20 protein-coding genes, 1 other RNA gene and 1 pseudogene are annotated in these 24334 nt (G+C 62.7%); 3 read left to right on the top strand and 19 right to left on the bottom strand.

The genetic code is table 11. From position 1 onward, the window contains the following. Positions 1-39: 39 nt before the first annotated feature. The 16 genes and pseudogenes from ftsA to rnpB form a co-directional block, all read right to left on the bottom strand. Complete coding sequence (gene ftsA, locus J2D75_RS10025; RefSeq protein WP_207854686.1) at positions 40-1440, bottom strand: cell division protein FtsA; 1401 nt, start codon at positions 1438-1440, stop codon at positions 40-42. A gap of 36 nt (positions 1441-1476) precedes the next feature. Next, positions 1477-2355 (bottom strand): annotated as a pseudogene (locus J2D75_RS10030) (cell division protein FtsQ/DivIB); the annotation flags it as partial. Continuing rightward, positions 2352-3290: a D-alanine--D-alanine ligase gene (locus tag J2D75_RS10035; protein WP_207854688.1), complete on the bottom strand. Its 939-nt coding sequence runs from the start codon at positions 3288-3290 to the stop codon at positions 2352-2354. The pseudogene J2D75_RS10030 and the gene J2D75_RS10035, both read right to left, overlap by 4 nt. Further along, positions 3287-4225 (bottom strand): UDP-N-acetylmuramate dehydrogenase, encoded by a 939-nt coding sequence (gene murB, locus J2D75_RS10040; protein WP_207854689.1) that lies wholly within the window; start codon positions 4223-4225, stop codon positions 3287-3289. Before murB ends, J2D75_RS10035 begins: the two co-directional genes overlap by 4 nt. Further along, positions 4222-5655 carry a UDP-N-acetylmuramate--L-alanine ligase gene (gene murC, locus J2D75_RS10045; RefSeq protein WP_207854690.1) on the bottom strand — a complete coding sequence of 478 codons (1434 nt, stop codon included), beginning with the start codon at positions 5653-5655 and terminating at the stop codon, positions 4222-4224. Before murC ends, murB begins: the two co-directional genes overlap by 4 nt. Further along, positions 5652-6815 (bottom strand): undecaprenyldiphospho-muramoylpentapeptide beta-N-acetylglucosaminyltransferase, encoded by a 1164-nt coding sequence (murG, locus tag J2D75_RS10050; protein ID WP_207854691.1) that lies wholly within the window; start codon positions 6813-6815, stop codon positions 5652-5654. The genes murC and murG overlap by 4 nt, the downstream gene beginning before the upstream one ends. Continuing rightward, a complete protein-coding gene (locus J2D75_RS10055) occupies positions 6812-7975 on the bottom strand; it encodes an FtsW/RodA/SpoVE family cell cycle protein (RefSeq protein WP_207854692.1) in 1164 nt (387 codons plus the stop codon). The genes murG and J2D75_RS10055 overlap by 4 nt, the downstream gene beginning before the upstream one ends. Continuing rightward, positions 7975-9381 carry a UDP-N-acetylmuramoyl-L-alanine--D-glutamate ligase gene (gene murD / locus J2D75_RS10060; protein WP_207854693.1) on the bottom strand — a complete coding sequence of 469 codons (1407 nt, stop codon included), beginning with the start codon at positions 9379-9381 and terminating at the stop codon, positions 7975-7977. The genes J2D75_RS10055 and murD overlap by 1 nt, the downstream gene beginning before the upstream one ends. Beyond that, on the bottom strand, positions 9378-10472 hold the full coding sequence (gene mraY / locus J2D75_RS10065) for a phospho-N-acetylmuramoyl-pentapeptide-transferase (protein ID WP_207854694.1): 1095 nt from the start codon (positions 10470-10472) through the stop codon (positions 9378-9380). Before mraY ends, murD begins: the two co-directional genes overlap by 4 nt. Then, entirely contained in the window at positions 10472-11896 is a 1425-nt protein-coding gene (locus J2D75_RS10070; protein WP_207854695.1) for a UDP-N-acetylmuramoyl-tripeptide--D-alanyl-D-alanine ligase, read from the bottom strand. Before J2D75_RS10070 ends, mraY begins: the two co-directional genes overlap by 1 nt. Next, positions 11893-13452: a UDP-N-acetylmuramoyl-L-alanyl-D-glutamate--2,6-diaminopimelate ligase gene (locus J2D75_RS10075; RefSeq protein WP_207854696.1), complete on the bottom strand. Its 1560-nt coding sequence runs from the start codon at positions 13450-13452 to the stop codon at positions 11893-11895. Before J2D75_RS10075 ends, J2D75_RS10070 begins: the two co-directional genes overlap by 4 nt. Then, positions 13449-15488, bottom strand: coding sequence for a peptidoglycan D,D-transpeptidase FtsI family protein (locus J2D75_RS10080; RefSeq protein WP_207854697.1), 2040 nt, complete (start codon positions 15486-15488; stop codon positions 13449-13451). The genes J2D75_RS10075 and J2D75_RS10080 overlap by 4 nt, the downstream gene beginning before the upstream one ends. A gap of 46 nt (positions 15489-15534) precedes the next feature. Further along, the gene (ftsL, locus tag J2D75_RS10085; RefSeq protein WP_207854698.1) at positions 15535-16509 is read right to left on the bottom strand and encodes a cell division protein FtsL; all 975 of its coding nucleotides are present in this window, start codon (positions 16507-16509) and stop codon (positions 15535-15537) included. 2 nt (positions 16510-16511) lie between these two features. Beyond that, entirely contained in the window at positions 16512-17528 is a 1017-nt protein-coding gene (gene rsmH, locus J2D75_RS10090; protein WP_207854699.1) for a 16S rRNA (cytosine(1402)-N(4))-methyltransferase RsmH, read from the bottom strand. Continuing rightward, positions 17525-18016, bottom strand: coding sequence for a division/cell wall cluster transcriptional repressor MraZ (gene mraZ, locus J2D75_RS10095; protein ID WP_207854700.1), 492 nt, complete (start codon positions 18014-18016; stop codon positions 17525-17527). The genes rsmH and mraZ overlap by 4 nt, the downstream gene beginning before the upstream one ends. 299 nt (positions 18017-18315) lie before the next feature. Continuing rightward, positions 18316-18726: RNase P RNA component class A (gene rnpB, locus J2D75_RS10100), an RNA gene on the bottom strand. Between the two features lie 89 nt (positions 18727-18815). Here rnpB and J2D75_RS10105 point away from each other — a divergent pair. Beyond that, positions 18816-19916 (top strand): alpha/beta hydrolase, encoded by a 1101-nt coding sequence (locus J2D75_RS10105; RefSeq protein WP_408736759.1) that lies wholly within the window; start codon positions 18816-18818, stop codon positions 19914-19916. On the opposite strand, the gene J2D75_RS10110 is transcribed toward J2D75_RS10105, so the two are convergent. Further along, on the bottom strand, positions 19913-20347 hold the full coding sequence (locus J2D75_RS10110) for a hypothetical protein (protein WP_207854723.1): 435 nt from the start codon (positions 20345-20347) through the stop codon (positions 19913-19915). The two genes, J2D75_RS10105 and J2D75_RS10110, sit on opposite strands and share 4 nt — an antisense overlap. Before the next feature lie 59 nt (positions 20348-20406). Next, positions 20407-21879 (bottom strand): glucose-6-phosphate dehydrogenase, encoded by a 1473-nt coding sequence (gene zwf, locus J2D75_RS10115; RefSeq protein WP_207854724.1) that lies wholly within the window; start codon positions 21877-21879, stop codon positions 20407-20409. A gap of 229 nt (positions 21880-22108) precedes the next feature. On the opposite strand from zwf, the gene J2D75_RS10120 reads away from it, so the two are divergent. Beyond that, complete coding sequence (locus tag J2D75_RS10120; RefSeq protein WP_025859889.1) at positions 22109-22381, top strand: DUF2312 domain-containing protein; 273 nt, start codon at positions 22109-22111, stop codon at positions 22379-22381. Between the two features lie 27 nt (positions 22382-22408). Then, positions 22409-23185: a hypothetical protein gene (locus J2D75_RS10125; protein WP_207854701.1), complete on the top strand. Its 777-nt coding sequence runs from the start codon at positions 22409-22411 to the stop codon at positions 23183-23185. Here the strand turns inward: J2D75_RS10125 and proB are convergent. Continuing rightward, entirely contained in the window at positions 23154-24281 is a 1128-nt protein-coding gene (gene proB / locus J2D75_RS10130; RefSeq protein ID WP_207854702.1) for a glutamate 5-kinase, read from the bottom strand. The two genes, J2D75_RS10125 and proB, sit on opposite strands and share 32 nt — an antisense overlap. Between the last annotated feature and the right edge of the window lie 53 nt (positions 24282-24334).

Genomic DNA, 24334 nt, shown 5'->3' on the forward strand with positions numbered 1-24334 from the left:
GAAAATTTGTGTGACTCTACCAGTCTTTGCGCTGACAGATCAAACCCTCTCACGAATAAAAGCAACAAGTTTGCGTAAAAAACCGCTGGGCGGAGCTTCGCGGAATTCAACGTCTCCAAAGGGGCGCTCGGCGCTGGCAGCCCAGAACAGCAGCCCCGCCGCAGTGGCAAAGCCTGCCGCTGCGGCCGTGTTTTCTGGCAGGTTGATAATCTGTTTGGGGCGGCCAAGCCGGACGGAGCGTGTAAAAGCAGCCCCTGAAAGCCGTCCAACGCTGACGGGCGCTCCAAGAATACGCTCGGCCAGCGGGCGGATACCATCAAGCAGCGAACCGCCGCCTGTCAGCACAATGCGCCCGCTCGCAGCCATGCCAAGGCCCGCGCCATCGAGCTTTTCACGCACGAGTTCCAGCGTTTCCTCCATGCGCGGGCGGATGATACGGCCAAGCTGCGCACGCGAAATCTGCTCGAAATGGGGTACGTCATTGCCAAGCAGTTCAACCGTTAGCAGTTCGTCTTCCACATCAGCGGACAGATCAGCACTGCCGTAAACAGTTTTCAGGCGCTCGGCATTTTCGAGCGATGTGCTCAGCCCGCGCGCGATGTCACGTGTGACATGCAGCCCGCCAACCGCGATCTGCGCCGTATGCAGGATCTGACTATCGCCAAACACGGCCAGCGAGGTGGTGCCGCCGCCCAGGTCTACAACCGTGGTGCCCAGTTCACGCTCATCCGCATCCAGCACCGATAGGCCGGAGGCGAGGGGGGAGGAAACAAGGGCCTCCACCTTCAGCTCTGTTCTGGCCAGCACGGTTTCAAGGTTGAGCAGGGCTGTGGTTGCGGCATCAATAATATGCAGGCGCGCCTTGAGTGTTTCGCACAGATGTCCACGCGGGTCGGACACGCCTTCGGTATCGTCCACGGTAAAATCTATGGGCAGCGTATGAATGACCTCGCGCCCCTGTACGGAGGCCTGTAGACGGCCCTCTGTCACAACGCGGCGTATGTCGGCTTCCGTAACCACGCGCCCGCCGATCGGCCAGCGGACATTGAACAGGCGGCTGGCCGGGTGCCCGCAGGAGAGGTTGACAACAACCCGGTCGATCGGACGTTCGGCCATGGTTTCGGCCTGTGCCACGGTCGCGCGGATAGCGGCTTCGGCCTCACGCAGTTCCGTAATGGCGCCGCCTTTCACCCCTTCGGACTTGCGCCAGCCATAGCCGCTGACCCGCAGCGCACCCCCCGGCTCCCCCCGCCCGATCAGACAGGTGATCTTGCTTGAACCAATATCAAGCACCGCCGTGTAACCGCTACGCCATGCGTGCGTGCGGCGGTTTCTATCAGCCGGTGGCAGGGGCAGGGCGCCGCTGATACCCGTGGCCTGACCGCTCTCTACCCGGCGTGATGGGGGTACGGGCTGGGCGCTGTGCACCGGGTCAGTCATTGGGTGGGGTCTCCATGGCGGGGCTGTTGGGCATTAATGTGCGGAAGGTGAGGGCTGCGCGCCTCTGGAGGAGCCGGAGGTCTGGGGGGAAGGTGTTTCCGCTGGTGCAGCTGGGGGAAGTTCGCGGATGGTCAGCCTGTCGGGCAGGCGCATGTCAATCAGCACGACAGGGCGATCCAGCAGGCGGGTTGAAGCCTGAAAGAGGGCCAGCCTATGAATGGCCGGAGCTTCCTCGCTTTCAGGCAGGAGTACGGTTGCGCCATCGCGCAGGCTCAGGTTCCAGCGCCGGTCGCTGACGCGCACCGCAGCGGTAACGCGGCTGCGGACTTCGGGTTCCTGCAAAAGCGTGTCGATCAGCCCTGAAGCGGCCACATTGGCGCCTTCGCCAACGACCAGAGGCAGGTGCGTGAAGGCCGCTGCATCCTTGGTGCTGCCATCCTGTCCGGGCACCGGCTTGCCTTGCCGGTCTATCAGCTCAAAATGTCCATGATGCTGCCACACCGCATAGGGGGGGCGTTCAACCAGCGTTACTTCGATCTCGCCCGAAAGGTGGCGCGACACACTGGCATGATCGACAAACGGCAGCGCGTTAAGCCGCTCACGCGCGGATGAAACGCTGAAATTGAGAATAGGCGCGCCCACCCGCGTGTTCAGGGCTTGCAGAATGGCGCTTTCGTCCGTCAGATTGGCACCAGCGATGTTGATGGCCGTTACCCGCAAGGTGTTGGTGCCCATCAGCCGGTCACGCAGGGGGGAAATCTGTTCCTGCACCGCAGGCATTTTCAGGGCGTACCAGCCACCAGCCGCCAGCCCGCCCAAAAAAACAAGCCCGCCCAGTGGCCGCAGCAGGCGCTTCTGACGCCGTATGAACAGCTTCAGGCGCGAGGGACGATCAGGAGGCGGGGTGGCCTTCATTGGCGGCAGGCAGCCTGTTCCACCAGCCAGCCACAGAGTTCAGCATAGCTGATGCCGCAATAAGCCGCCTGTTCGGGCAGGAGCGATGTGGGTGTCATGCCGGGTTGTGTGTTGACTTCGAGCAGCACAAGGCGCGGTGCGCCGGGCTGCGTGTCATCAAGCCGGAAGTCGGCGCGCGATGCGCCCGCACACCCTAGCGCACGGTGGGCTTCCACCGCGATACGCATGGCCTGTTCGGCCGTTTGCGCGTCAATACGGGCGGGCAGTTCGTGGCGTGAGCCACCCGTGGTGTATTTGGCGGTATAGTCGTAAAAACCTTCGCCATCGCCACAGGGGGTGATGTCGGTCACGGTCAGGGCGCGATCGCCCAGAACGCCCACGGTAATCTCGCGGCCCGGAATGAAGGCTTCGGCCAGAATCTGTGGGCCATAGGCCCATTCGCGGGCAATGCGTGCACGCGCGTTCGATCCTTCACGAATGATGGACACCCCGACAGAGGAGCCTTCGCTGACCGGCTTGACCACATAGGGCGGGGGCAGCGGGTCAGCCTTGGCCAGCGTTTGCGCATCCAGCACCATGCCTTCAGCCACCGGCAGGCCCGCTGCGATAAACACCGCGCGCGCGGCCGCCTTGTCCATGGCGGTGGCCGAGGCGCGCACGCCCGAATGTGTATAGGTCAGCCCCATCCAGTCCAGTATGCCCTGTATGCACCCATCCTCACCAAAACGGCCATGCAGGGCATTGAATACGATGTCTGGCTTCTGGGCGTTCAGGGCCGCTACCAGTGTGGCCAGATCGGTTCCGGCATCGAGTGTGGATACCTTATGCCCCAGACTGGCCAGTGCTGCGGCCACACCCTGCCCGGAGGCAAAGCTGACTTCGCGTTCGGAGGACAGGCCGCCCATCAGAACGGTAATACGGCGGGGCGTTGTCATTGTCCGGAAGCCTTTGTCTTGCCGAGGCGCTTGATTTCCCACTGGAGGGACACGCCGCAATGCTGGGCGACACGCGTGCGCACTTCTTCTCCCAGCCCTTCGAGGTCGGCGGCAGTAGCATCACCGAGGTTGAGCAGGAAGTTGCAGTGTTTTTCGCTGACCTGCGCCCCCCCCACGATCAGGCCACGACAGCCCGCCGCATCGACCAGTTCCCACGCCTTGCGCGAGGAGATAGCCGGATCGGGGTTGCGGAAGGTGGAGCCACCCGTGCGTGCGCGTACCGGCTGTGTGCTCTCGCGTGATGTGCGGATTTCGGCAATGCGTGCGGTAATATCGGCCGGGTTTGCGGGGGTGGCGCGTAGGCGCGCGCGGGTTACGGTCGCCCCTTCGGGTAGGCCGGAGCGGCGGTAGCCAAAACGCAGGGCCGCATTGTCCAGCCGCAGCAGCGTGCCATCACGGGTAATGATTTCGGCCCAGTCCAGAACGCTGGCGATATCGCAGCCATAAGCACCCGCATTCATCCGCACGGCCCCGCCGATGGAGCCGGGAATACCGCTCAGAAACTCCAGACCGCCCAGCCCGGCGGCGGCGGCCTGTTCCGCCACGGTTGCATCAAGGCAGGCGCTGCCCACGACTAGGGCGTCTTGTTCGACCTCGATGGCGGCAAAACCCCGGGCGAGGCGGATAACCAGCCCGTCTATCCCGCCATCGCGGATGATGACGTTCGAGCACGCCCCCAGCGTGGTGACGGGCAGTTCAGGCGGCAGGCGCTGCATGATGGTGGCGAGGTCCTGCGCATCCGCTGGTTGGTACAGCCACTCCGCATTGCCGCCCACGCGAAACCATGTCCGTGCGCCTAAAGGGGCCTGTGGTGTCAGCCGCCCCTGTGCGGGCGCAAAGGTATGGCGCACCATTTCATCCAGTGTGGGCGTCATGCCGCACTACCGCCTTTGTGTTCGGCCTTGAGGGCCGCAAGCTGGGCAGGCAATGCCTGCGCCCAGTTGGTAATGGTACCTGCCCCGAGGCACACGACATAATCGCCGGGTTTAGCAATGGCGTTGATCATCTCGGCCAGATGCTCCGGGCTGGACAGTGGCACCACGGAGCGGTGGCCGCGTTCGCGCAGCCCTTCGATCAGGCGGTCACGGCTGACATCGGGCAGGGGGGCTTCGCCCGCCGCGTAAACATCGGCCACGATTACGGTATCGGCATCGTTCATGCAGGTGCAGAAATCCGCAAACAGCATTTGCAGGCGCGAATAACGATGCGGCTGCATGACGGCGATAACCCGGCTGGCCCCGGCCTGCCGCGCGGCCTTGAGCACAGCGGCAATTTCAACCGGGTGGTGGCCGTAATCGTCGATCACGGTAATACCACCCGTCTCGCCTGTGCGGGTAAAGCGGCGCTTTACACCCCGGAAGCTCGCCAGCCCCGAGCGGATGACATCGTCGCTGATGTCCATTTCCGTTGCCACGGCCACGGCGGCCAGCGCGTTCTGCACGTTATGCGAACCCAGCATAGGCAGGCGGAACGGCCCGGCTTTGCGGGTGCGGCGGGTCGCGCGGTCTGTCAGCGTGACCTCGAACGTCGCTCCCAGCTTGTCGGTAATCAGCTTTTCGGCCCGCACATCGGCCTGAGGAGAGAAACCATAGGTCACCACCCGGTGGTCAGACAGGCGCGGGATCATCTGCTGCACGGCGGGGTGGTCGATGCACAGCACGGCAAAGCCGTAAAAAGGCACGTTGGAGACAAACTGGTCGTAACCGGCCTCCATTGCCTCGGCGCTGCCCCAGTGGTCGAGATGCTCGGGGTCCATGTTGGTGACGACCGAAATGACTGAAGGCAGGCGCAGGAAAGACCCATCACTTTCATCGGCCTCAACCACCATCCAGTCGCCCTTGCCCATACGGGTATTGGTGCCATAGGCCTCGATAATGCCGCCGTTGATGACGGTAGGGTCGAGACGGGCAGCTTCCAGTACAGCGGCGATCAGCGATGTGGTGGTGGTTTTGCCATGTGTGCCACCAACCGCGATCGCCCAGCGCAGGCGCATAAGCTCGGCCAGCATTTCAGCCCGGCGCACAACCGGGATCAGCCGGGCGCGGGCAGCCATGACTTCAGGGTTATCCCGGCCAACGGCGGTGGAAATCACCACTACCTGGGCATTGCCCAGATTTTCGGCGTTATGGCCGATTGCTACGGGAATACCGGCCTCGCGCAGGCGTTTGACATTGGCGTTTTCCGCAATGTCGGAACCCTGCACGGAGTAACCCAGCAGGCGCAGCACTTCGGCAATGCCGGACATGCCAATGCCGCCGATACCGACAAAATGTATCGTGCCGATACTCAGAGGCAGCGCTCTCATGGGCTGGTTTTCTTCTCGCTGGAGGGTGTTGGGGTGCAGGAGGGAAAAGTGTGCAGACATTCTTCTACTACATTGGCCAAGAGTCTGGCCGCATCAGGGCGGGCCAGTGTCGCGGATTGGGCAGCGGCGTTGCTCAGGCTGGCAAAACCGCTGTTCGCGTCGAACAGCTCGCCCAGAAGGGCCGCAAGAGCGCGGGGGGTGAAATCGGCCTGACGGAGCATCCAGCCGGCTTCGGCATCGGTCATGGCGCGGGCGTTTTCGGTTTGCTCGTCGCTGGCCGCGATGGGGAGCGGCACCAGAACGGCAGGACGCCCCGCAGTGGTTATTTCCGCAACGGAAGAGCCACCCGCCCGCCCAATGACCAGATGGGCCGAGCGCAGGAGGTCGGGCACATCATGCAGGAAGGATTCTACCCGCGCCCGTACGCCAGCCTGCTCATAGGCCGCGCGCACGGTGGAAATATCATCCGCGCGGGCCTGCTGGGTAATGATAAGCCGCGCCCGGATGGCTTCGGGCAGTAGCGCTACGGCGGCAGGCACCACATCGGAAAAAACACGCGCTCCCAGAGAGCCACCCCAGACCAGCAGGGCAATATCCTCGGTGGGGGCTGTCCAGCCTTCGCCCGCCAGTGCGGCTATGGCAGGGCGTACGGGCATGCCGGTGAGCACGGTTTTATACCCAAGGGGCAACCGCGCCACAGAGGGAAAGGATGTGGCGATCACATCGGCAAACCGGGCGAGAGCGGCATTGGCTTTGCCCAGCACGGCATTGCCTTCATGGATGACAAGGGCCGGGTGCTGGCGGCCCATCATGCGCGCGCCCAGCAGCGGCGGCACAGAAGGATAGCCCCCAAAACCCACCACGACATCGGGGCGGATTTCGCGCATGAGTGCGCGTGCGCGCCATGCCCCCAGCAGCAGCGTCAGGCCCGCACGCAGCGCCCGCACGGGGCCACGCCCCGCCACGCCCGCGCCGGGCAGGATATACTGCCGGGCTTTGGCGAACACACCGCTTTCGCGCTTACCCGCGCGGGTATCTGTCATCAGCACGAGTGTATGGCCGCGTTCGGCCAGAATATCGGCCAACGCTTCCGCCGGAAAAAAATGACCGCCCGTACCGCCCGCGGCAATGACAATGGTGCGTGGAGTGCTCGACTTCATGCTGACCGCCAGTGTCTGAGTGTGGCCACAAACCCGCCATCGCTGTTTACGTCACCAGCCTGATGGCGAGTGAGCGCCAGCACCATTCCGATAGCCAGAGCTACGGACATGGCGGATGAACCACCATAGGAAATGAATGGCAGTGTCATGCCCTTGGTGGGGATAAGATGCAAGGAAGAAGCCATGTTGACAAAAGCCTGAAGGCCGAACCCCGTCACCAGCCCTGCTGTCGCGACAATGACAAACGGATCATTCTCGCGCATCAGGCGCAGCAGGGTGCGCACGACAATCATCGCGAACACGATGATGATGAGCAGGCATACAACCAGACCATATTCCTCGCCCGCCACCGCAAAAACAAAGTCCGCATGGGCATCGGGCAGCAGGTCTTTTACCCGGCCTTCGCCCGGCCCGCGGCCCAGCAGGCCACCATTGCCAAAGGCGCGCATGGCAGTGTCGATCTGGTAATGGTCGCCCACATCGGGGTGCAGAAAGCGCTCAACACGTGAGCGGACATGCGGGAAAACAAAAAAGGCCGCAACGCCGCCGCCCATCATCAGGCCAACACCCGCACCCACCAGCGCCAGAGGCAGGCCATTGACAAAAAGCTGGGCGAGAAACACGGCGGTAATCACGCTCAGCATCCCGATATCGGGTTGGGACTTCAGCAGCAGGGCAATCAGAACATAGAGCCCGCCCGCAATAACCGTGCCCGGCAGCGGGCCTATGCTGCGTGGTCGGGTCAGCAGCCAGCCTGTCACCACAGCAAAGCAGGGTTTGAGGAATTCGGAGGGCTGGAGCGACATCAGGGGCAGGGCGATCCAGCGCCGTGCGCCCTTGATTTCCACGCCGTGCACAAGGGTGAGCACGGTTGCCCCGAGCATAAGCCCCCCGCCAATAGCCGAAAGCAGCAGCACGGTGCGGCGTTGCAGGGTGGAAATGCTAAAGACGATCAGCCCCGCAATGGTCAGGAACACCACCTGTTTGAGAATGAACATGTTGCGCGATGCGCCGATACGCACCGCCACAGCCGGGCTGGCCGCCAGCATAAGAATATAGCCAAAGCCAATCAGGATGAAGGCGCAGATCAGGGTCGTACGATCCACATTGCGCCACCACCGGGCAAAGGGCGAATCATCAAGGCGGGATGAGCCAGACATTATGGCGTGTCCTGTGTGGCATGCAGGTCTGGTGCCTGCGCCAGAGCGGCAAAGCGCTGACCGCGCGCCTCAAAACCGGAAAACTGGTCAAAACTGGCGCAGGCGGGAGAGAGCAGGACAACGGGGGTCCGGGTTGCCAGCGCTGTGGCGTAGGCTTCGGGTACGGCGCGTTCCAGCGTTTCGCACAGCGTATAGGCCACGCCATGTGCATCGAGTGTGCGTGACAGGGCTTGAGCATCCTGCCCGATCAGGAACGCATGGCGTATCCGCCCGAATAAAGGGGCCAGCGGCTCTATGCCACCGGCCTTGGCAACGCCTCCGGCAATCCAGATCAGGTGCTCATAGCAACTGAGCGCACGTGCGCTGGCATCGGCATTGGTGGCTTTGCTGTCATCCACAAAAGCCACGCCTTCTCGGGTGGTGATGAGCTTCTGCCGGTGTGGCAGGCCTGTAAAACTCAGGAGTGCCGCGGCACACACAGCCTCATCCACCCCGAGAAACTGTGCAACAGCCGTGGCCGCTGCGGCATTCTGGGCATTGTGGCTACCGGGCAGGGCCGGGCCGGGGGTGGCGCAGCGTACGCCATCATGCCAGATCGCACCATCATGGCCGGACCATGTACACCCAGCCTGCGTGCCGGATACGGTTTCGCAGCGGGCCGGGGCATTGTGCAGCGTCTTGGCCAGAAGGCGGCTGGGTTCGTCATCCATGCCGATCAGGGCAAGATCGTGTTCTGTCTGGTGGTCGAAAATATGTGCCTTGGCCCCGATATACCCTGCCATGTCGCCATGGCGGTCGAGATGATCGGGGGTGAGGTTGAGCAGGCAGGCAACATCAAAATGCAGGCTGTCCAGCCGTTCGAGCATGTAGGAGGACATTTCCAGCACGTAAATGCCGTTATCGGGCAATAGCGGCAGGGCGAGGGCGGCGGGGCCAAGGTTGCCACCTGCCGCCACCGGCACACCTGCTTCAGTCAGAATATGGGCTACCAGCGTTGTGGTGGTGGATTTACCGTTGGTGCCGGTAATGCCCACAAACCGCGCGGCACTGCCCGCCTTGCGCACGGCGCGGTAGAGAAGCTCGGCATCGGACAGAACCGGAACCCCGGCCGCAATGGCCTTGGTGGCGATGGGGTGCGGCTTGGGCAGGATATGCGGGATACCGGGCGAGAGTACGAGCGCATCGTATCCGGCCATCGTATCAAACGGGGCTATGATGATGTTATGGGCCACACCTGCGCGTTCGGCCTGTTCGGCTAGTGCCTGCCGGGTGGCGGCACCATCATCCCATGCCTGCACCTGTGCGCCACAGCCTGCCAGTGCGAGAACCGCAGGCAGGCCGTTGCGCCCAAGCCCGAGCACGGCATAGCGCTGCCCGGCAAACAGGGTGGGAGGAAAGCCGTTCATCGCAGTTTCAGCGTTGCCAGGCCACACAGGCCCAGAATGATGGAAATAATCCAGAAGCGGATGACGATGGTCGGTTCCGTCCAGCCCTTCTTTTCAAAATGATGATGGATCGGCGCCATCAGGAAGACACGCCGCCCGGTGCGTTTATACCAGCCCACCTGAATGATGACGGATAGTGTTTCGGCAACGAACAGCCCTCCGACAATGCACAGCACCAGCTCATGCTTGATGGCGACAGCGAGCGAACCCAAAGCCCCCCCCAGAGACAGAGAGCCGGTATCCCCCATGAAGACGGCGGCAGGCGGGGCGTTGAACCACAGAAAACCAAGTCCGGCTCCGACAAGGGCCGCACAGAAAACAGTCAGCTCTCCCGTGCCCGGCACCGCATGCACCTGAAGATAGTCCGCAAAAACGTGGTTGCCTACCAGATAGGACAGAATGGCAAAAACAAGGGCTGCCGTGACCACGGGGCCAATGGCCAGCCCGTCCAGCCCATCGGTAAAGTTAACCGCATTGCCAAAACCCGTAATGACGATCATGGCGAAGAGCGGATACAGTGGCCCGAGTGGCAGCAGGAAGTCTTTGGCAAAAGGAAAGGCAAGCTGGTTGGCCAGTTCTGGCGGCATGAGGTATTGCAGCCATAGCCCGCACAGGAGCGAGAGTGTGAACTCGCCGCCCAGACGCGCTTTTTTGGACAGGCCATCGGTATTGCGGCGGGCCAGCTTGCGGTAGTCATCCGCAAAACCAATCGCGCCAAAACCCAGCGTGGTCAGCCACACAGCCCAGACAAAGCCGTTTTCCAGATTACCCCATAACAGCATGGAAATGCTGAGTGCGGTCAGGATCAGCACGCCGCCCATGGTGGGCGTGCCTGCTTTTTCCACCAGATGGCGCTCCGGCCCGAGAGCACGGATAGGCTGCCCCCCACGCTGGATACGGCGCAGCATGGCAATAAAGGGGCGGCCCAGCATGAGGCTGACACCCAGCGCCGTTAAACAGGCGCAGCCCGCCCGAAAGGAGATGTAGCGCAGCAGGTTGAGCAGGGTGATATGCCCGTCATGAATCGCGTGCGAAATCAGCAGGTAAAGCATTAGACAGCCCCTTCGCTTGCGGGGGCAGGCATGGTTTCCAGTGCGGCGATGATGTCACGCATACGGCTGCCCAGACTGCCCTTGACCAGAATGGCATCGCCCGCGCGCAGGGCAGCGCATGCCAGCGGGGCAAGAGTGGCGGCGGTAGGAGCCCAGGCACCTTGCCGGGCTGAGGGCAGAGCCTCAAAAAGAGTTTTCATATGCGGTCCGCAACAAAAGACAAGGTCGGCGCACATGGCGGCCGGTTCCGCCAGCGCGCCATGTTCGGAGGTGGAAAAATCGCCCAGTTCACGCATGTCACCCAGTATGGCAATGCGGCGTTGGGCGGGGATGTGCCGTAGCACGTCCAGTGCCGCCCGCACAGAAGCGCTGGACGCATTGTAGCTTTCATCCAGCAGGGTCATGCTGCCGTCGCACAGGGTGCTGAGCGCACCGCGCCCGCGTCCGGGGCGGAAGGCGGCCAGAGCGGTCGCAGCGGAGGTAAGGGGGGCTCCTAGTGCCGCGCAGGCAGCCAGAGCACTGGCGGCGTTGCGGGCAAGATGCGTACCGGGTGCGGTCAGATGCACCGATACCATTTCCGGGGTCCTGCCCTGCGCCAGATGCAGGGTGAAATCAGACCCATCAGGCCCGGTCTGCAGGTCGGTAATCCGGGCGGCACTTCCGGCGTGCAGGCCGCTGCGCCATAGCGTGGCATGGCTTTGCCCAGCGGCCTGTTCGATCAGTTTCATACCATGCGCATCATCCGGCACGATGGCGATAGCGCCTGCGGGCAGGGCCAGCAGCAGCGAGGCTTTTTCGTGCGCAATGGCGTCCAGACTTCCCATATGGCCCAGATGGGCAGAGCCAATGGTGGTGATAACGGCGCAGTCGGGGCGCACCAGTGTGGCCAGTGGCAGGATTTCGCCCGGATGGTTCATCCCGATTTCGCTGATGCAGAAAGCAGCATCACGCGGCAGGCGGGCAAGGGTAAGCGGCACGCCCCAGTGGTTGTTGTAAGAGGCTTCGGCCGCATGGGTGGGGCCGCAGGCACTCAGGCACAGGCGTAGCATGTCCTTTGTGGTGGTTTTGCCAACGCTGCCGGTTACAGCCACCACGCGGCCACCAAAGCGCGCACGCGCGGCGTGTGCGAGTGCACGCAGACCGCTCATGGTGTCACGCACCAGCAGAATACGCGGGTCGGGTGTGGCGGGGGCATCATGCGCCAGAACGGCTACGGCCCCCTTATCCAGTGCCGCGCGAATATGGGTGTGGCCATCGCTGTTATCGCCCATTAGGGCGATGAACAGATCGCCCGGCTGCAAGCTGCGCGTGTCGATGGAAACGCCGCTGATGCTGTGCGCGGGAGGCTCATGCAACGGCCCCGCCGGCATAAAGCGGCCTCCGGTCGCCTGTTCCAGTTCCTCGCGTGTCCACAGACTTGTCATGCCGGGCCTGCTGCCTTCCGTGCTGTGGGCTGCGCGTGTGCAGATGCGACAGCCCCGTTGTTGGTTATGCCTTCAGCCCCTGTCAGGGCACGGAGAACGCTGGCATCATCAAAAGGCAGAACGGTGTCCCCTACGATCTGGCCCTGTTCATGGCCTTTGCCCGCTACTACCAGAACATCCCCCGGCCCGAGCAGGCTCAGGGCTTCGGCTATGGCGCTGCGTCGGTCTGCGATTTCAAGTGCCTGTGGCGCGCCTGTGCGCACAGCCGCACGGATGGCTGCCGCGTTTTCCGTGCGGGGGTTATCGTCGGTAATAATGGCAATATCAGCGCCAACCGCTGCTTCCTGCCCCATAAGGGGGCGTTTGCCGCGATCCCTGTCTCCACCGGCCCCGAATACGACCACCAGCTTGCCCAGAGCATGCGGGCGCAGCGAGGCCAGAAGCCGTGCGAGCGCATCGGGTGTGTGGGCGTAATCGACATAGGCGCTGGCCCCGTTGGGCAGCACGACTGCGCGCTCCATGCGCCCGCGTACACCCTGCAACTGGGGCAGGAGTGCCAGCAGGGCGGGCAGGTCTGCATCGTTTTGCGCCGCAAGGGCGGTCGCCAGTAGGGCGTTATCAGCCTGAAAACGGCCGGGCAGGCCCAGTGTCAGCGTCTGGATGTGGCCTGTGCAGGACAGGCGTAGTTCCTGACCATGCGGCAGGGCGCGGTGCTCAAGCAGGCGCAGCGTATCGCCCTGTTCTCCTACAAGGCGCAGGCGCAGGTTCCGGGTTTTGGCAATACGCCTGATGGCATCCAGCGTGGGGCTGTCCATGTCCGCATTGGCGGCCGCCAGCCCACCGGGGGGAAGAATATCGCTCAGAAGATGCAGTTTGGCCTGTCGGTAGGCGTCCAGCGTGCCGTGATAATCAAGATGATCGCGCGTGAGGTTGGAAAAACCGGCCGCACTCAGGTGCAGCCCGTCCAGCCGCCCCTGTTCCAACCCGTGGGAGGAGGCCTCAAGGGCGACATGATGCACGCCTGCCCGTTCCAGTGTGGCCAGTGTATTGGCCAGTGTTACCGGGTCTGGGGTGGTCAGCGGGGGCAGGGTTATGCCCGTGGGGTTGGCGCCCGTCAGGCCCAGAGTGCCGATGGCCGAAGCGCTGAAGCCCTGTAAAGCCCAGAGCTGGCGTATGAAATCCGCCGTGCTGGTTTTGCCGTTGGTGCCGGTTATGGCGGCCAGATATGCAGGCTGTGGCCCGGCAAGGGCTGCAGCCATGAGGGCCAGTGCGCGGCGGGGGTTTTCGCATTCCACCAAAGGACAGGGCGCTACACCCTGCGGCCATGGCGTGCCGGGGGGGGCGAGCACGGCGCAGGCACCGGCCTGCACGGCTGCGGCAATAAATGTGCGGCCATCTACATGGGTGCCGGGCAGGGCGGCAAACAGCGTACCGGGGCGCACGGCGCGGCTGTCTGCCGTCAGGGCGCTGACAGACAGGGTTTCTGGCACTATGCCGCCCGGCAGCATTGGCGGCAGGCCCGCTGCGGCCATCAGATGGGAAAGGGGCTGGCTCATTCGTCCATCTTTTCCGGTGTGGTCTTGCGGCGTTCAGCCAGAAGGTGCTTGTGGGCCGTGGCGGTGTTCTGCCCCTGTTGCGCCGTCAGGTCGCGGGACTTGCGTGTGGCGCTTTCAAGCAGGCGTGGGTCTCCGGGGTCGTTCCCCGGCCCGAGAGGGCGCACGCCGCGCGGCACGGCCGGTTGCATGGGAATGGCCATCTGGGCATCAATCTGGGCAGCATGCTCGGTATCAGGAAAAATCTGAAGCATGGGGCCAATGCGTGAGACAATGCGCGAAACCGTGGGGGCTGCGTTCCAGCCTGCTGTTGTCCAGCCATGGGTCTGTGGCGTGGCCTGAGGGCTGTCGAGCATGACATACACGGCATAATGCGGCGCATTCATGGGAAAAATGCCGGTAAAGGCCGAGATATTCACATGCTTGAGGTAGCCGCCGTGCGGGCCGATTTTTTCTGCCGTGCCGGTTTTACCGCCGACGAAATAACCCGGTGATTCCGCCGTGCGACCGGTACCCTGTGTCACGTCGAGCCGCAGAATGCGCCGCAGCAGGGCCGAAACATCACGCGGGAGCACGCGCGGCCCCTGTGGTTCAACCGGGGTTTCGGCCTCGCCAGGGGCTGCGGCCTGCGCCACGGAGGGCTGCAAAGGTGCCGCGACCGAGGCCAGACTGCCTTGTGGAGGGGGAGCTTCTTCGCTGTTCCGGCTTTCCGCATCCAGCAGGGTGGGCGAGACGAGAATACCGCCGTTGACCGTAGCGGCCGTGCCGCGCACGATTGCCAGCGGCGGTTCCGCCACACCATGCCCGAAGCCGACAGTCATGGTGGTGGCAAGCCCCCACTGGTGGGGTACCAGCGGGCGGGCGGTTTCTGGCAGTTCTACGGGTACGGGGGCAAAAAAGCCCATGTCGCGCAGCCATTCGGCCTGTCGCTTGCCACCGACATCAAGCGCGATATGCGCTGCTGCCGGGTTGGAAGAGTAGGCCATGACCTCGGGCAGCGTCAGCCACGGCGAAAAGTGATCGTTCTTCATGTCGCGGATGGTGAAGCGACCGATCTTGAGCGGCACGGAAGAAAAACGATCCCAGACATGGATGGTGCCGGTTGCAAGCCCCATTGCCGCTGTCTGGAGCTTGAAGGTGGAGCCGGGTTCGTACAGCCCCGTCACCGCCCGATTGAAGCGCTCGTCGTTGGAGGCGTGGGAGAAGGCGTTGGCATCGTAGTCGGGCAGGCTGACCATGGCGATAATCTCGCCCGTGCGGACATCCATGACAATGCCGCAGGCGCCGATAGCCTGATATGTCTGCATGGAGGCCGCAACTTCCTCACGCACGGCAGACTGGATGCGAATATCCAGTGACAGGCGCAGGGGGCGGCGGTCTGAGAGCAGGCGGGCATCAAAATGCTTCTCGACCCCGGCAATACCGTGATCGTCAATATCGACAGCGCCCAGAATCTGCGCGGCCATGCGGCCCAGCGGATAATGCCGCTGTTCACCCGGTTCAAAGTAAATGCCCGGAATGCCAAGATTGTTGATAGCCAGTTCCTGCTGGGGCGAAATATTGCGCGCGATATAAACGAACTGTTTGGGCGAGGCCAGTTTTCGGGCCGTTTCCTCCTCGTTCAGCGCGGGCAGGATATGGTGGAGCTTGCTGGCAATGTCCGCGGGGTCGATCAGTTCCTGCGGGTTGGCGTAAACCTGCGCCACGGGCAGGGATAATGCGAGTGTCTGGCCGTTGCGGTCCATGATGGGCGCACGATGCACCTGCGGCAGGGAAAAATCGCCCGCAAGCGCTCCTCTGGGGTCCACTTTGGGGATTTCAGGCACCTGTGGTGCAATCTGGCGCTTTTCGGGCGCCATTGGCCGTATGATCGTGGCAAGCGTCAGCTTGCCCGCCACAACAGTGAACAGAAAGCAGAAAATACTCGCCGCCCCCAGAAGTCGGGCGTGCATCTGTTCCCTGCGGGCCTGCGCGCGCAGGGTGTCTCCTGGTGTGCCTACCGGTCTCGCGCTGTTGGACTCATGGGGCGGCGGCTTCATGGCAGGCGGAAAACACTTTCGGTTCGAGGAACATCAGCAGATCAGGTCAGTTCGTGACAGGAACTGGCGGCGGCAGGCTGTCGCCCCCGCCTCCCAGCAGAGAGCCTCCCATATATCTCGAACTCGCCCGTGCTTCCATATAGCCACCGCCTGCTGCCGGCGCGGCCCGGTGTAGATGCGGGTGCCACGAGGCAACGGTTGCGGGCAGCGGGTGCCGGATGGGGGCGGGTTCATCCGCTGTGTTGCCGCGGGGTGCGGAGGCTACGCGAACGCGGGCTTTCAGGCCTGTATCAGCCTGTTCTGATGCTGTTTCGGTTCTGGCCGTGGCGCGTGGGGCTTCGGCAGGTTGCGTATGGTGTGTGCCAGCAGCCTGAATGGCGGCTAGCAGGGATGTGCCATTACCTGCATCAGCCACCCGCACGTGCGCGGCAGGTGCCGGAGCCGCAGACGCTACACTGACATGCTGCACGGGGGCCGGAGCTGGATGGGTGACGGGTGTGGCACTCGCCACGCTCACGACCGGGCGTTCAGGCTGCGGCCGTGTAACAGGCGTTGCAACCGCGGTGGCGTTGCTGGCGATGCTCACATGCTCGGGCTGCATGCGCTGTGCCGTGGTGGCGACAGGTGCTGCAACCGGCACAGGTGCTGGTGTGATTGTTACCCCACGCTGCGGGCTGGCCGGTGCTTCCGCCAGAGCGAGAGGTGCAACCGGAGCCGCGTTTTCTTTCACGGGTGCAGGCAGGCGGCTGCTCAGATCCGCCATGCGGACAAACTGTGTCGGCTCCATGATACGCAGGTACGCGGCATGGTGTGCGGCAAGGCCCGTCAGCCGTTCGGGCTGGTTTTCCAGTGTCCATTCCGTCCGCAGCATGGCGGTCTGGGCCCGCACGTGCTCGGTTTCATGAACAATCCCGGCAATCCGCTGATCCAGCAGGGTTGTCTGATGTTTCTTGGCGTACAGGAAAAACCCCGAGGCGATCGCAAGAACAGCACAGCAGCAGGTAAAGGGGCGGGGTAGCATGATCAGCTCTCTACGACCGAAGAGGGTGCGGTGTCGGGCCGCCGGATAAGCGCGCGCAGCCGGGCGCTGCGTGCGCGGGGGTTAATACGGCATTCCGTCTCGCCGGGGCGAACGGCCTTGCCTGCAAGGGTTTTGAATGCGGACTCGGTGCCCTGACTCATGGCGGCACGCGGGTCATGGCGGGAGAAAGAGACATCGCGCCCGGTTGCCCGCTGGAAAGCGCGCTTTACCAGTCTGTCTTCCAGCGAGTGGAAGGACACCACCACCAGACGGCCACCGGGTGCGAGCAGGTCGAGAGCTTGTGTCAGACCGCGTTCGATTTCGCCCAGCTCGTCATTGACCGCAATACGCAGGCCCTGAAACGTGCGGGTGGCTCCATCCAGTCCCGAGCGGTCATGTGGCACGGTGGCGCGCACGAGTTCTGCCAGTTGCAGCGTGGTGGTGAAAGCGTCCTGCGCGCGGGCGGTTACAATGGCGCGGGCCACGCGGCGGGCGTGGCGTTCCTCACCATAGAAATGGATGATGTCGGCCAGTTCTTCTTCGGTAGCCGTATTGACCAGATCGGCCGCACTCCGCCCGGATTTTTCCATCCGCATATCCAGCGGGCCGTTATGACGGAACGAAAAACCCCGCTCGGCTTCATCAAGCTGGAAGGAGGAAACCCCCAGATCCATGACGATACCGTTGAAAGCCGGAGCATCCGCAGCCTGCGCCAGTGCGGTCATGCTGCCAAACCCGCCGTGCAGCATGTGCAGGCGTTCGCCCATGCCATGGCTGTCCAGTGCGGCGCGCAGGGCGTTGCCTCGGGCGATGGCATCGGGGTCGCGATCGATCGCCCAGACCGTGCACGCAGCGGCGTCCAGAATGGCGCGGGTATAGCCGCCTCCACCAAAGGTGCAGTCCAGTATGGCCTCGCCATCGGCAGGGGCCAGAAAGTGCAGCACTTCGGCCAGCATGACGGGTACATGCCCGGCCTGAGGCAAAAGGGTTGCGGTAAGTGGGAGAGACTGGGCGTTCATGGCGTGCTTTCTCCCGCTCCGGTTGCCGCATGGCCCGCGGCGGGGATGCTGACTCGGCGGGATTTCTGGCGGGCATCGGCACGGCGCTGCCGGGCGGCCTCGGGTTCCCATATCTGGAAAATGCGGCCCAGCCCCATGAAAGAGACCATTGGGCTGCTCTCCAGCCCTGCATGTTCGCGCAGGAAGTCGGGCAGGATAATCCGCCCTTCGCGATCAGGGTCCATGGGGTAGGCATCGGCGTACAGGGCGGCGGCGAGGTCGTCATGTTCATCGGAGAACATGTCCAGCCGGTCGAGCGGTTCTGTCAGTCGGGCAAAAGCTGTGGCGGGCCATGCCTCGATGCAGGGCAGGGTGTGCGACGGGCGGAGAATCATCAGTGTATTGCCCTCCGTCTGCTGGTCTCTGAGAACGGTGCGGAACCCGGCCGGAATCGAGACGCGCCCCTTGGCGTCAAACCGATTCTCATGTGTGCCGAGAAAGACGCCCACAGCGATCAGAAATCCTTCCCCACCAATAACTTCCGCGCCTGTGTCGTGGGACGGGCAGAGCGGGTGATCCACACCATATGGTCATGCGTGGGATAGCATGGGATAGCGTGGGAAGTAAATCAAAAAGGAAGAAAAAACACCGGAAAACAGCCATTTATTAAGTATTGTTAGGCTGATTTTGAGGGCGGTCAGGTAATGTGTTCAAAAAGAGGCCGCGTTTGTTGCGGCGTGCGGCGTTCCCTGTCCGTTCAGCCTTGGGGCTTAAACGGCGGACGGGCGCGGAGCTGATAGAAAATGAAAATGCCAGACGGTCTGTAAGCCGGGTTCTGTCTAGCCCCCGAAGGGGCCTGGACGGTCATTCCTCTGGGACCCGCCTTGCGGCGTGCCTCACGCAACCAACCCGAGCGACGGGGCGGGAGAACCCCTGAAATCCATGCGGATTTCGGCCGCTCCTATTCGGTCTTGCTCCCGGTGGGGTTTGCCCTGCCTCCTCTGTTACCATCGGAGCGGTGCGCTCTTACCGCACCGTTTCACCCTTACCTTCAGCCTCCCATGATTTCCCATGGCAGACCCGGAAGGCGGTCTGTTTTCTGTGGCACTTTCCCTAAGGTCACCCTCGCCGGTCGTTAACCGGCACCGTTCTCCCGTGGAGCCCGGACTTTCCTCCATCGCGTATTTGCATACGCCACAGCGACCGTCCGACCGTCTGGCCCGCGCACCCTGCGGCGGCAGGCAGCGCAGGTCAAGGGGGTAGGTACGGGATACTGGTTTTTGTCTGAAAAAACGGTAGGCTCGGCCTATGTCTGAGTTGCAGCAAACCTCCGTACCTGTGTCCGGTATGGCTTTGGCCACTCCGGTGCCTGCACCGCCTCCGGCCCGGCCCAATCTGGCATCGCGCCTTCTGCTTCGCTGGCTGGCATGGCGTAAGCACCGCCGCGCACAGGGCGCAAAACATCATGCGCTTCCGACCCATAACGGGGTGGGTGGTGTGCCGCACGGCGCTGTTTCCCATCAGGATGTGCAGGCGCATTTTCTTCAGTCCCTGCGTCGGGGCATGGATACGCCGTCCTTTCCTAAAAGACTTTCCTCGCTCCCATTGCGCCGGGTGGTGGATCTGATGGTGCCGGGGGGTGAGGGCGCTTTGCCCGCCCGCCTGTTTATTCCACGCGGGTCTGTGCGGGGTGCCGTGCTGTACCTGCATGGGGGCGGGTTTGTGCATTGTGGGCTCAATTCGCATCATGGCATGTGCTGCCGTCTGGCGCGGGCTTCGGGGGCGGCTGTTCTGCTGGTGGACTATCGTCTCGCGCCTGAGCACCGTTTTCCTGCGGCGGTTGAGGATTCTCTGGCGGCTTTGCGCTGGCTGGCGGCTCTTTCCGCCCGGCGGTGGGGTGGGGGGGTAGCTGTTGCAGGGGATAGTGCGGGGGGTAATCTGGCGGCTGTCGTCGCGCAGCAGGCGCGTGAGGGGGGAGCACCCCAGCCTGTCCTGCAGCTTCTGTATTATCCGACGTTGTATGGTCGGCAGTTGTTTCCCTCGCACCAGACCTATGGCAGCGGGTATTTTCTCTCACGCAGGTCCATGGAGTGGTACGCGGATCAATATATCAGCGCCGAGCAGGACTGGGATGATACGCGCTTTGCACCCGGTGCGCATCCCGATCTGTCGGGCCTGCCTCCGGCCGTCATTATCACGGCGGAGTGCGATCCCCTGCGTGATGAAGGCGCTGCCTATGCACAGGCTCTGCGGCAGGCAGGAGGGCAGGCGTTTTATCGCTGCTACCCCGGCGCTCTGCACGCTTTCCTGAACTTTTATGCGTTTATGCCCTATGGCAAATCAGCCCTGACGCTGGGGGGCAGGGCTTTGCGGCGTGCGTTCAGGCGACAGGGCCAAAGAACGCGTTAAGGAATGGGGTGGAACGTACCCGGAGAGTTCTGATCAGACAGAACGGTGCGCTCCATCCTGTTCACCTGAAGGGTAAACAGCTTGGGGAGTTCCCCCTTGGGGCCGGGGCAGGAGTCGGTGTGCTTTTGCATGACGTCCATGCGGGTTGCCGTGGGGGCATCATTCCCGTTGACGATAAACAGCAGGCACTCCGGGCGGTCATGTGTCATGCCGTTATGGGTCACGACCAACCGCAGGTGGCGGATCAGGGCCGTATCATCAAACCAGCTTTCGGGGCGGAAGGTGTAGCGGTCCACAACCCGATCCATGATGCCGCTTTTGCTCAGCCCGATCATGAGCAGGGCCAGCGGTAATACAAAGACCAGTCGGCGCAGGGCATGCTGGCGTAAGGTGCGCTTGCCCAAAGGCCCGCGCGGCCCGCTGGCCAGCATGGAGCGGAGCGCCTTTGCCCAGCGTGGGCCAGAGGGTGGTGTGGTGTTTTCAGGGGCGGTCATGTCAGCATATCCTCGTGCCATAGGGCGCCGTCTCGCGCCAGCAGCGCGCGGGTGGAGGGGGGGCCCCAACCGCCTGCCGCATAAGGTTCAAGTGGGGTGAGGCCTTGCCGCCATGTTTCCAGAATTGGCTCCACCCATTTCCATGAGGCTTCCACTTCATCGCGGCGGATGAACAGTGCCGGGTCTCCCCGCACTGCATCCAGCAGAAGGCGTTCATAGGAATCCTGATACGAGATGGAAAACTCATGCTCGTAGGACATTGATAGCGTGGCATTGCGTACGCGCAGCCCCCCAGCGCCGGGGTCACGCACACCCAGAACCAGCGCAAGCTCTCCATGCGGGTCGATCCTGATCACCAGCCTGCCAGAGGACGGCATGTTGGTGAAAATCGGCCAGGGCTGCGGGCGGAACTGAATGACAATTTCCGTTGCTTTGGTGGCCAGTCGTTTGCCCGTGCGGAGATAGAACGGCGTATTGCCCCAGCGGGCAGTGCGGATTTTTGTACGGATAGCGACAAAGCTTTCCGTATTGCTGGCACGACCGGTGTCCAGATCCTGCACATAGCCCGGCACATCCGTGCCTTTCAGGCGACCGGCGGTGTACTGCCCGCGAATAACGTTCTGGCGCACCATGTCTGGAGTCATGGGGCGCAGGGCGTTTAGCACCTTGAGTTTTTCGTTGCGCAGGTCATCCGCCCGGAGCGACGCCGGAGCGTCCATGGCCACCATGCAAAGCACTTGCAGCAGGTGGTTCTGCACCATGTCACGCAGGGCGCCAGCTTCATCATAATATCCGCCGCGCCCACCGATCCCTACGGTTTCGGCTGCGGTAATCTGCACATGCTCAATGGCTTCCGCCGACCAGAGCTTTTCCAGCACCGGGTTGGCAAAGCGTAGCGCCAGAATATTCTGCACCCCTTCCTTGCCGAGATAATGATCAATTCGGTAAATCGATTCCTCGGGAAAGAAGCGGCCAACCCCACTATTTACTTCGCGCGCGGTAGCCAGACTGGTGCCGATAGGTTTTTCCAGCACAACACGCGCATGCGGGCTGATCAGGTCGCGTGTCGCCAGAGCCGCACAGATATGGGCATAGAGCGAAGGCGCTGTGGCCAGATAGAAAACGCGGATCCGCTCGGGGTCAGGCAGGGCCTCATGTAAAGGCTGCCAGTTGGCCTCCGGGTCGGTTGCATCAAGTTGGACATAGTCCAGTAGGGCGATAAAATTGCCCAGCAGTTCCTGATCCGCCGCCATGTCCGGGGCGAATTTATGCAATTCACCGCGGATATACGCCCGGAAAGCCTCTGTCGTGTATTCTGATCGCGCGATGCAGATCAGTCGCACATCATGCCCGAATTCCCCGGCATGGAACCGGCGCAGAAAGGCCGGCAGCAGCTTGCGGCGCGTAAGATCGCCGGTAGCGCCGAAAATAACATAATCAAAAGGGGCGGTGCGGTTGACGAGCGCCATTAAGCAGAGTTCCGGCAGGGCAGGCGGGGGATAGCCGCCAGCGGAGTGGGACGGATGCTGTTCGGAAGGGAACGCGCACAGTATGCTGTGCTTATGGGAGAGGCATTGCCCGTTTGCAAGAGCGGCCTTGTGTGGGATCATTGACCCCATGCCCGCGCCGCGATAAGCCCGCGCCTTCGTGGCGCGTCTGTGGCGCGGAAAGACATGATGCAAACGAGAGGGCTGCTAGATGGACGGCGAACATTTTTCCGGTGATGAAGATCCGGCGGCAGGGGGCATCGCGGCTGATCGGCTGCGGAGCATTATCGAGCGGGTCGAGCGTCTGGAAGAAGAGCGCAAGGCGCTTGCGGGCGACATCAAGGACATTTTTACAGAAGCCAAATCCGCCGGGTTTGATGTAAAGGTCATTCGACAGATCATTCGCATTCGCAGGCAGGAGCCAGCGGAAGTGGAAGAGCAGGAAACGCTTCTGGATATCTACCGCCGCGCGCTTGGCATGTAGGCGCGCTAAAGCACGGATCGGCTTGCCATGACATCACTCTCCTTTCCCGAGTGGATGCCCCTGTGGGGCCAGTTGCTAATGCTGGCCGGAGGAATCCTGTTCGGATTGGCGTTCATGATGATGCCTTTCGCCGTATTCGGGGTGAAAGGCAGGCTGGCCGAACTGTCGCTGCAGGTTGGGGAGCTTCAGGCACAGGTGCGTGCGCAGGGCCTGCGTGAGCCTGTTGCGCAGGCAGCGCCTGAACGCCCGCGTGGCGATAGGGATTACGCTGCTTCACCCACCGGTGTTGTGGTGGAGGAAGTGCGGGCAACGGCTTTCGCGCATGAAGGGCGGCAGGATAATACCCCGCCGCAGACAACACCCACCCACACAACCAGAGATGTGCCGCAGCAGGAGTTCCCGGTCAGGGAACCACCAGTGCTGGTGGCGTTGCAGACACCGCGCGTTTCTGATGCGTATGAACCAAGGCAGAGCGCTCCGCCTGCTCCTGTTCAGTCACCCCGTCAGGAAGGCTGGCGTGAGCAGCGTATGCCGTGGCATGAAGCCGACCGAACGCAGGCTGAAACAGCGCCGGAAACCGCAGCCCAGATCATGCGCCGCCAACATGCGCCAGATGCAAATCAACCCGCATGGAGGCCTGATTTTTCACAGGAAACCGCAGGCTATTCCACACAGCGGGATACGCGGCCGGAGGGTGCAGGCATGAATCCTCTCTACCCTGTCCGTGAGGATGATCGTTCGGGCCGGGCGGAGCCTGTGCTGAACTGGCCTGTCAGAGAACGACGAGATCATCACGATGGATGAGCACGTCCCGGCCTGAACGGCCCAGAATATCAGCGACTTCTGTGGATTGATGGCCTGCGATACGCCGGGCATCTTCCGCATCATAAGCGGCGAGGCCGTGGGCAAGCACCCGGCCTGATGTGTTGAGCACTTCAACCAGATCACCCTGCGAAAATGCGCCGCGCACCTCCACCACTCCGGCCGGTAGCAGTGAGCTGCCATGCTGTAGGGCTTTTGCCGCTCCGGCATCAATCACAATTTCACCGACCGGGTTCAGGCTGCCTGCAATCCACTGTTTGCGTGCGGTATGCGCATTGGCCTGCGGCAGAAACCACGAGCATCGTGCGCCTTCCATTAAGGCCCGTAGGGGGTTGAGTGTCTTGCCCAGCGCGATTGCCATGGCACAACCAGAGCGTGTGGCGATACCTGCTGCCAGTAGCTTGGTGCGCATGCCACCCGAGGAATAGCCGGGTGGGGGTTCCCCTCCCATGGCTTCAATCTCTGGGGTCAGGTTTTCAATGACGGGCAGGTGCCGGGCATCGGGGTCTGTGCGGGGGTCGGCGGTGTACAACCCATCGATATCCGAGAGCAGGATAAGCTGATCTGCTTCGGTCATCTGCGCGACGCGGGCGGCCAGCCGGTCGTTGTCACCAAAGCGGATTTCCGCAGTGGCGATGGTGTCATTTTCATTGATGACGGGAATGCAGCCCAGATCCAGCAGGGTCGTCAGTGTCGCGCGGGCGTTGAGATAACGGCGGCGGTCTTCCGTATCATCCGGTGTGAGAAGCAACTGGGCAGCCGTCAGACCCTGAGCGGAAAGCGCATTGCTCCAGGCCTGCGCCAGTCTGATCTGCCCTACGGCGGCCGCAGCCTGTTTTTCGGGCAGGCGCAGGGCGCCGTTTGTCAGGCCCAGACTATGCCGGGCCAAAGCAATGGCACCAGAAGAGACCACACTGACCGCCGTGCCCTGTCGGCGCAGCATGGCGATGTCCTCGGCCACACTGGCCAGCCATGCCTGACGCGGGGCGGCCTGCTCTGCATCAACAACAAGTGCGCTGCCGATCTTGATAACCAGCCGTTTGGCATGGGCGAGAGAAGGGCTGGTGGCATCGCTCATTGGAGGCTCCCGTGCGTGGTCTGTGGTATCGGGCCGCCCATGCCCACCATACA

Source organism: Acetobacter suratthaniensis (assembly GCF_017377745.1).
Lineage (GTDB): Bacteria > Pseudomonadota > Alphaproteobacteria > Acetobacterales > Acetobacteraceae > Acetobacter > Acetobacter suratthaniensis.

What these genes read in the sequence shown, in the direction of transcription:
- ftsA (WP_207854686.1), bottom strand. Translation starts at nt 1,440, where the DNA reads ATGACTGACCCGGTGCACAGCGCCCAGCCCGTACCCCCATCACGCCGG.
- J2D75_RS10035 (WP_207854688.1), bottom strand. Translation starts at nt 3,290, where the DNA reads ATGACAACGCCCCGCCGTATTACCGTTCTGATGGGCGGCCTGTCCTCC.
- murB (WP_207854689.1), bottom strand. Translation starts at nt 4,225, where the DNA reads ATGACGCCCACACTGGATGAAATGGTGCGCCATACCTTTGCGCCCGCA.
- murC (WP_207854690.1), bottom strand. Translation starts at nt 5,655, where the DNA reads ATGAGAGCGCTGCCTCTGAGTATCGGCACGATACATTTTGTCGGTATC.
- murG (WP_207854691.1), bottom strand. Translation starts at nt 6,815, where the DNA reads ATGAAGTCGAGCACTCCACGCACCATTGTCATTGCCGCGGGCGGTACG.
- J2D75_RS10055 (WP_207854692.1), bottom strand. Translation starts at nt 7,975, where the DNA reads ATGTCTGGCTCATCCCGCCTTGATGATTCGCCCTTTGCCCGGTGGTGG.
- murD (WP_207854693.1), bottom strand. Translation starts at nt 9,381, where the DNA reads ATGAACGGCTTTCCTCCCACCCTGTTTGCCGGGCAGCGCTATGCCGTG.
- mraY (WP_207854694.1), bottom strand. Translation starts at nt 10,472, where the DNA reads ATGCTTTACCTGCTGATTTCGCACGCGATTCATGACGGGCATATCACC.
- J2D75_RS10070 (WP_207854695.1), bottom strand. Translation starts at nt 11,896, where the DNA reads ATGACAAGTCTGTGGACACGCGAGGAACTGGAACAGGCGACCGGAGGC.
- J2D75_RS10075 (WP_207854696.1), bottom strand. Translation starts at nt 13,452, where the DNA reads ATGAGCCAGCCCCTTTCCCATCTGATGGCCGCAGCGGGCCTGCCGCCA.
- J2D75_RS10080 (WP_207854697.1), bottom strand. Translation starts at nt 15,488, where the DNA reads ATGAAGCCGCCGCCCCATGAGTCCAACAGCGCGAGACCGGTAGGCACA.
- ftsL (WP_207854698.1), bottom strand. Translation starts at nt 16,509, where the DNA reads ATGCTACCCCGCCCCTTTACCTGCTGCTGTGCTGTTCTTGCGATCGCC.
- rsmH (WP_207854699.1), bottom strand. Translation starts at nt 17,528, where the DNA reads ATGAACGCCCAGTCTCTCCCACTTACCGCAACCCTTTTGCCTCAGGCC.
- J2D75_RS10105 (WP_408736759.1), top strand. Translation starts at nt 18,816, where the DNA reads ATGTCTGAGTTGCAGCAAACCTCCGTACCTGTGTCCGGTATGGCTTTG.
- J2D75_RS10110 (WP_207854723.1), bottom strand. Translation starts at nt 20,347, where the DNA reads ATGCTGGCCAGCGGGCCGCGCGGGCCTTTGGGCAAGCGCACCTTACGC.
- zwf (WP_207854724.1), bottom strand. Translation starts at nt 21,879, where the DNA reads ATGGCGCTCGTCAACCGCACCGCCCCTTTTGATTATGTTATTTTCGGC.
- J2D75_RS10120 (WP_025859889.1), top strand. Translation starts at nt 22,109, where the DNA reads ATGGACGGCGAACATTTTTCCGGTGATGAAGATCCGGCGGCAGGGGGC.
- J2D75_RS10125 (WP_207854701.1), top strand. Translation starts at nt 22,409, where the DNA reads ATGACATCACTCTCCTTTCCCGAGTGGATGCCCCTGTGGGGCCAGTTG.
- proB (WP_207854702.1), bottom strand. Translation starts at nt 24,281, where the DNA reads ATGAGCGATGCCACCAGCCCTTCTCTCGCCCATGCCAAACGGCTGGTT.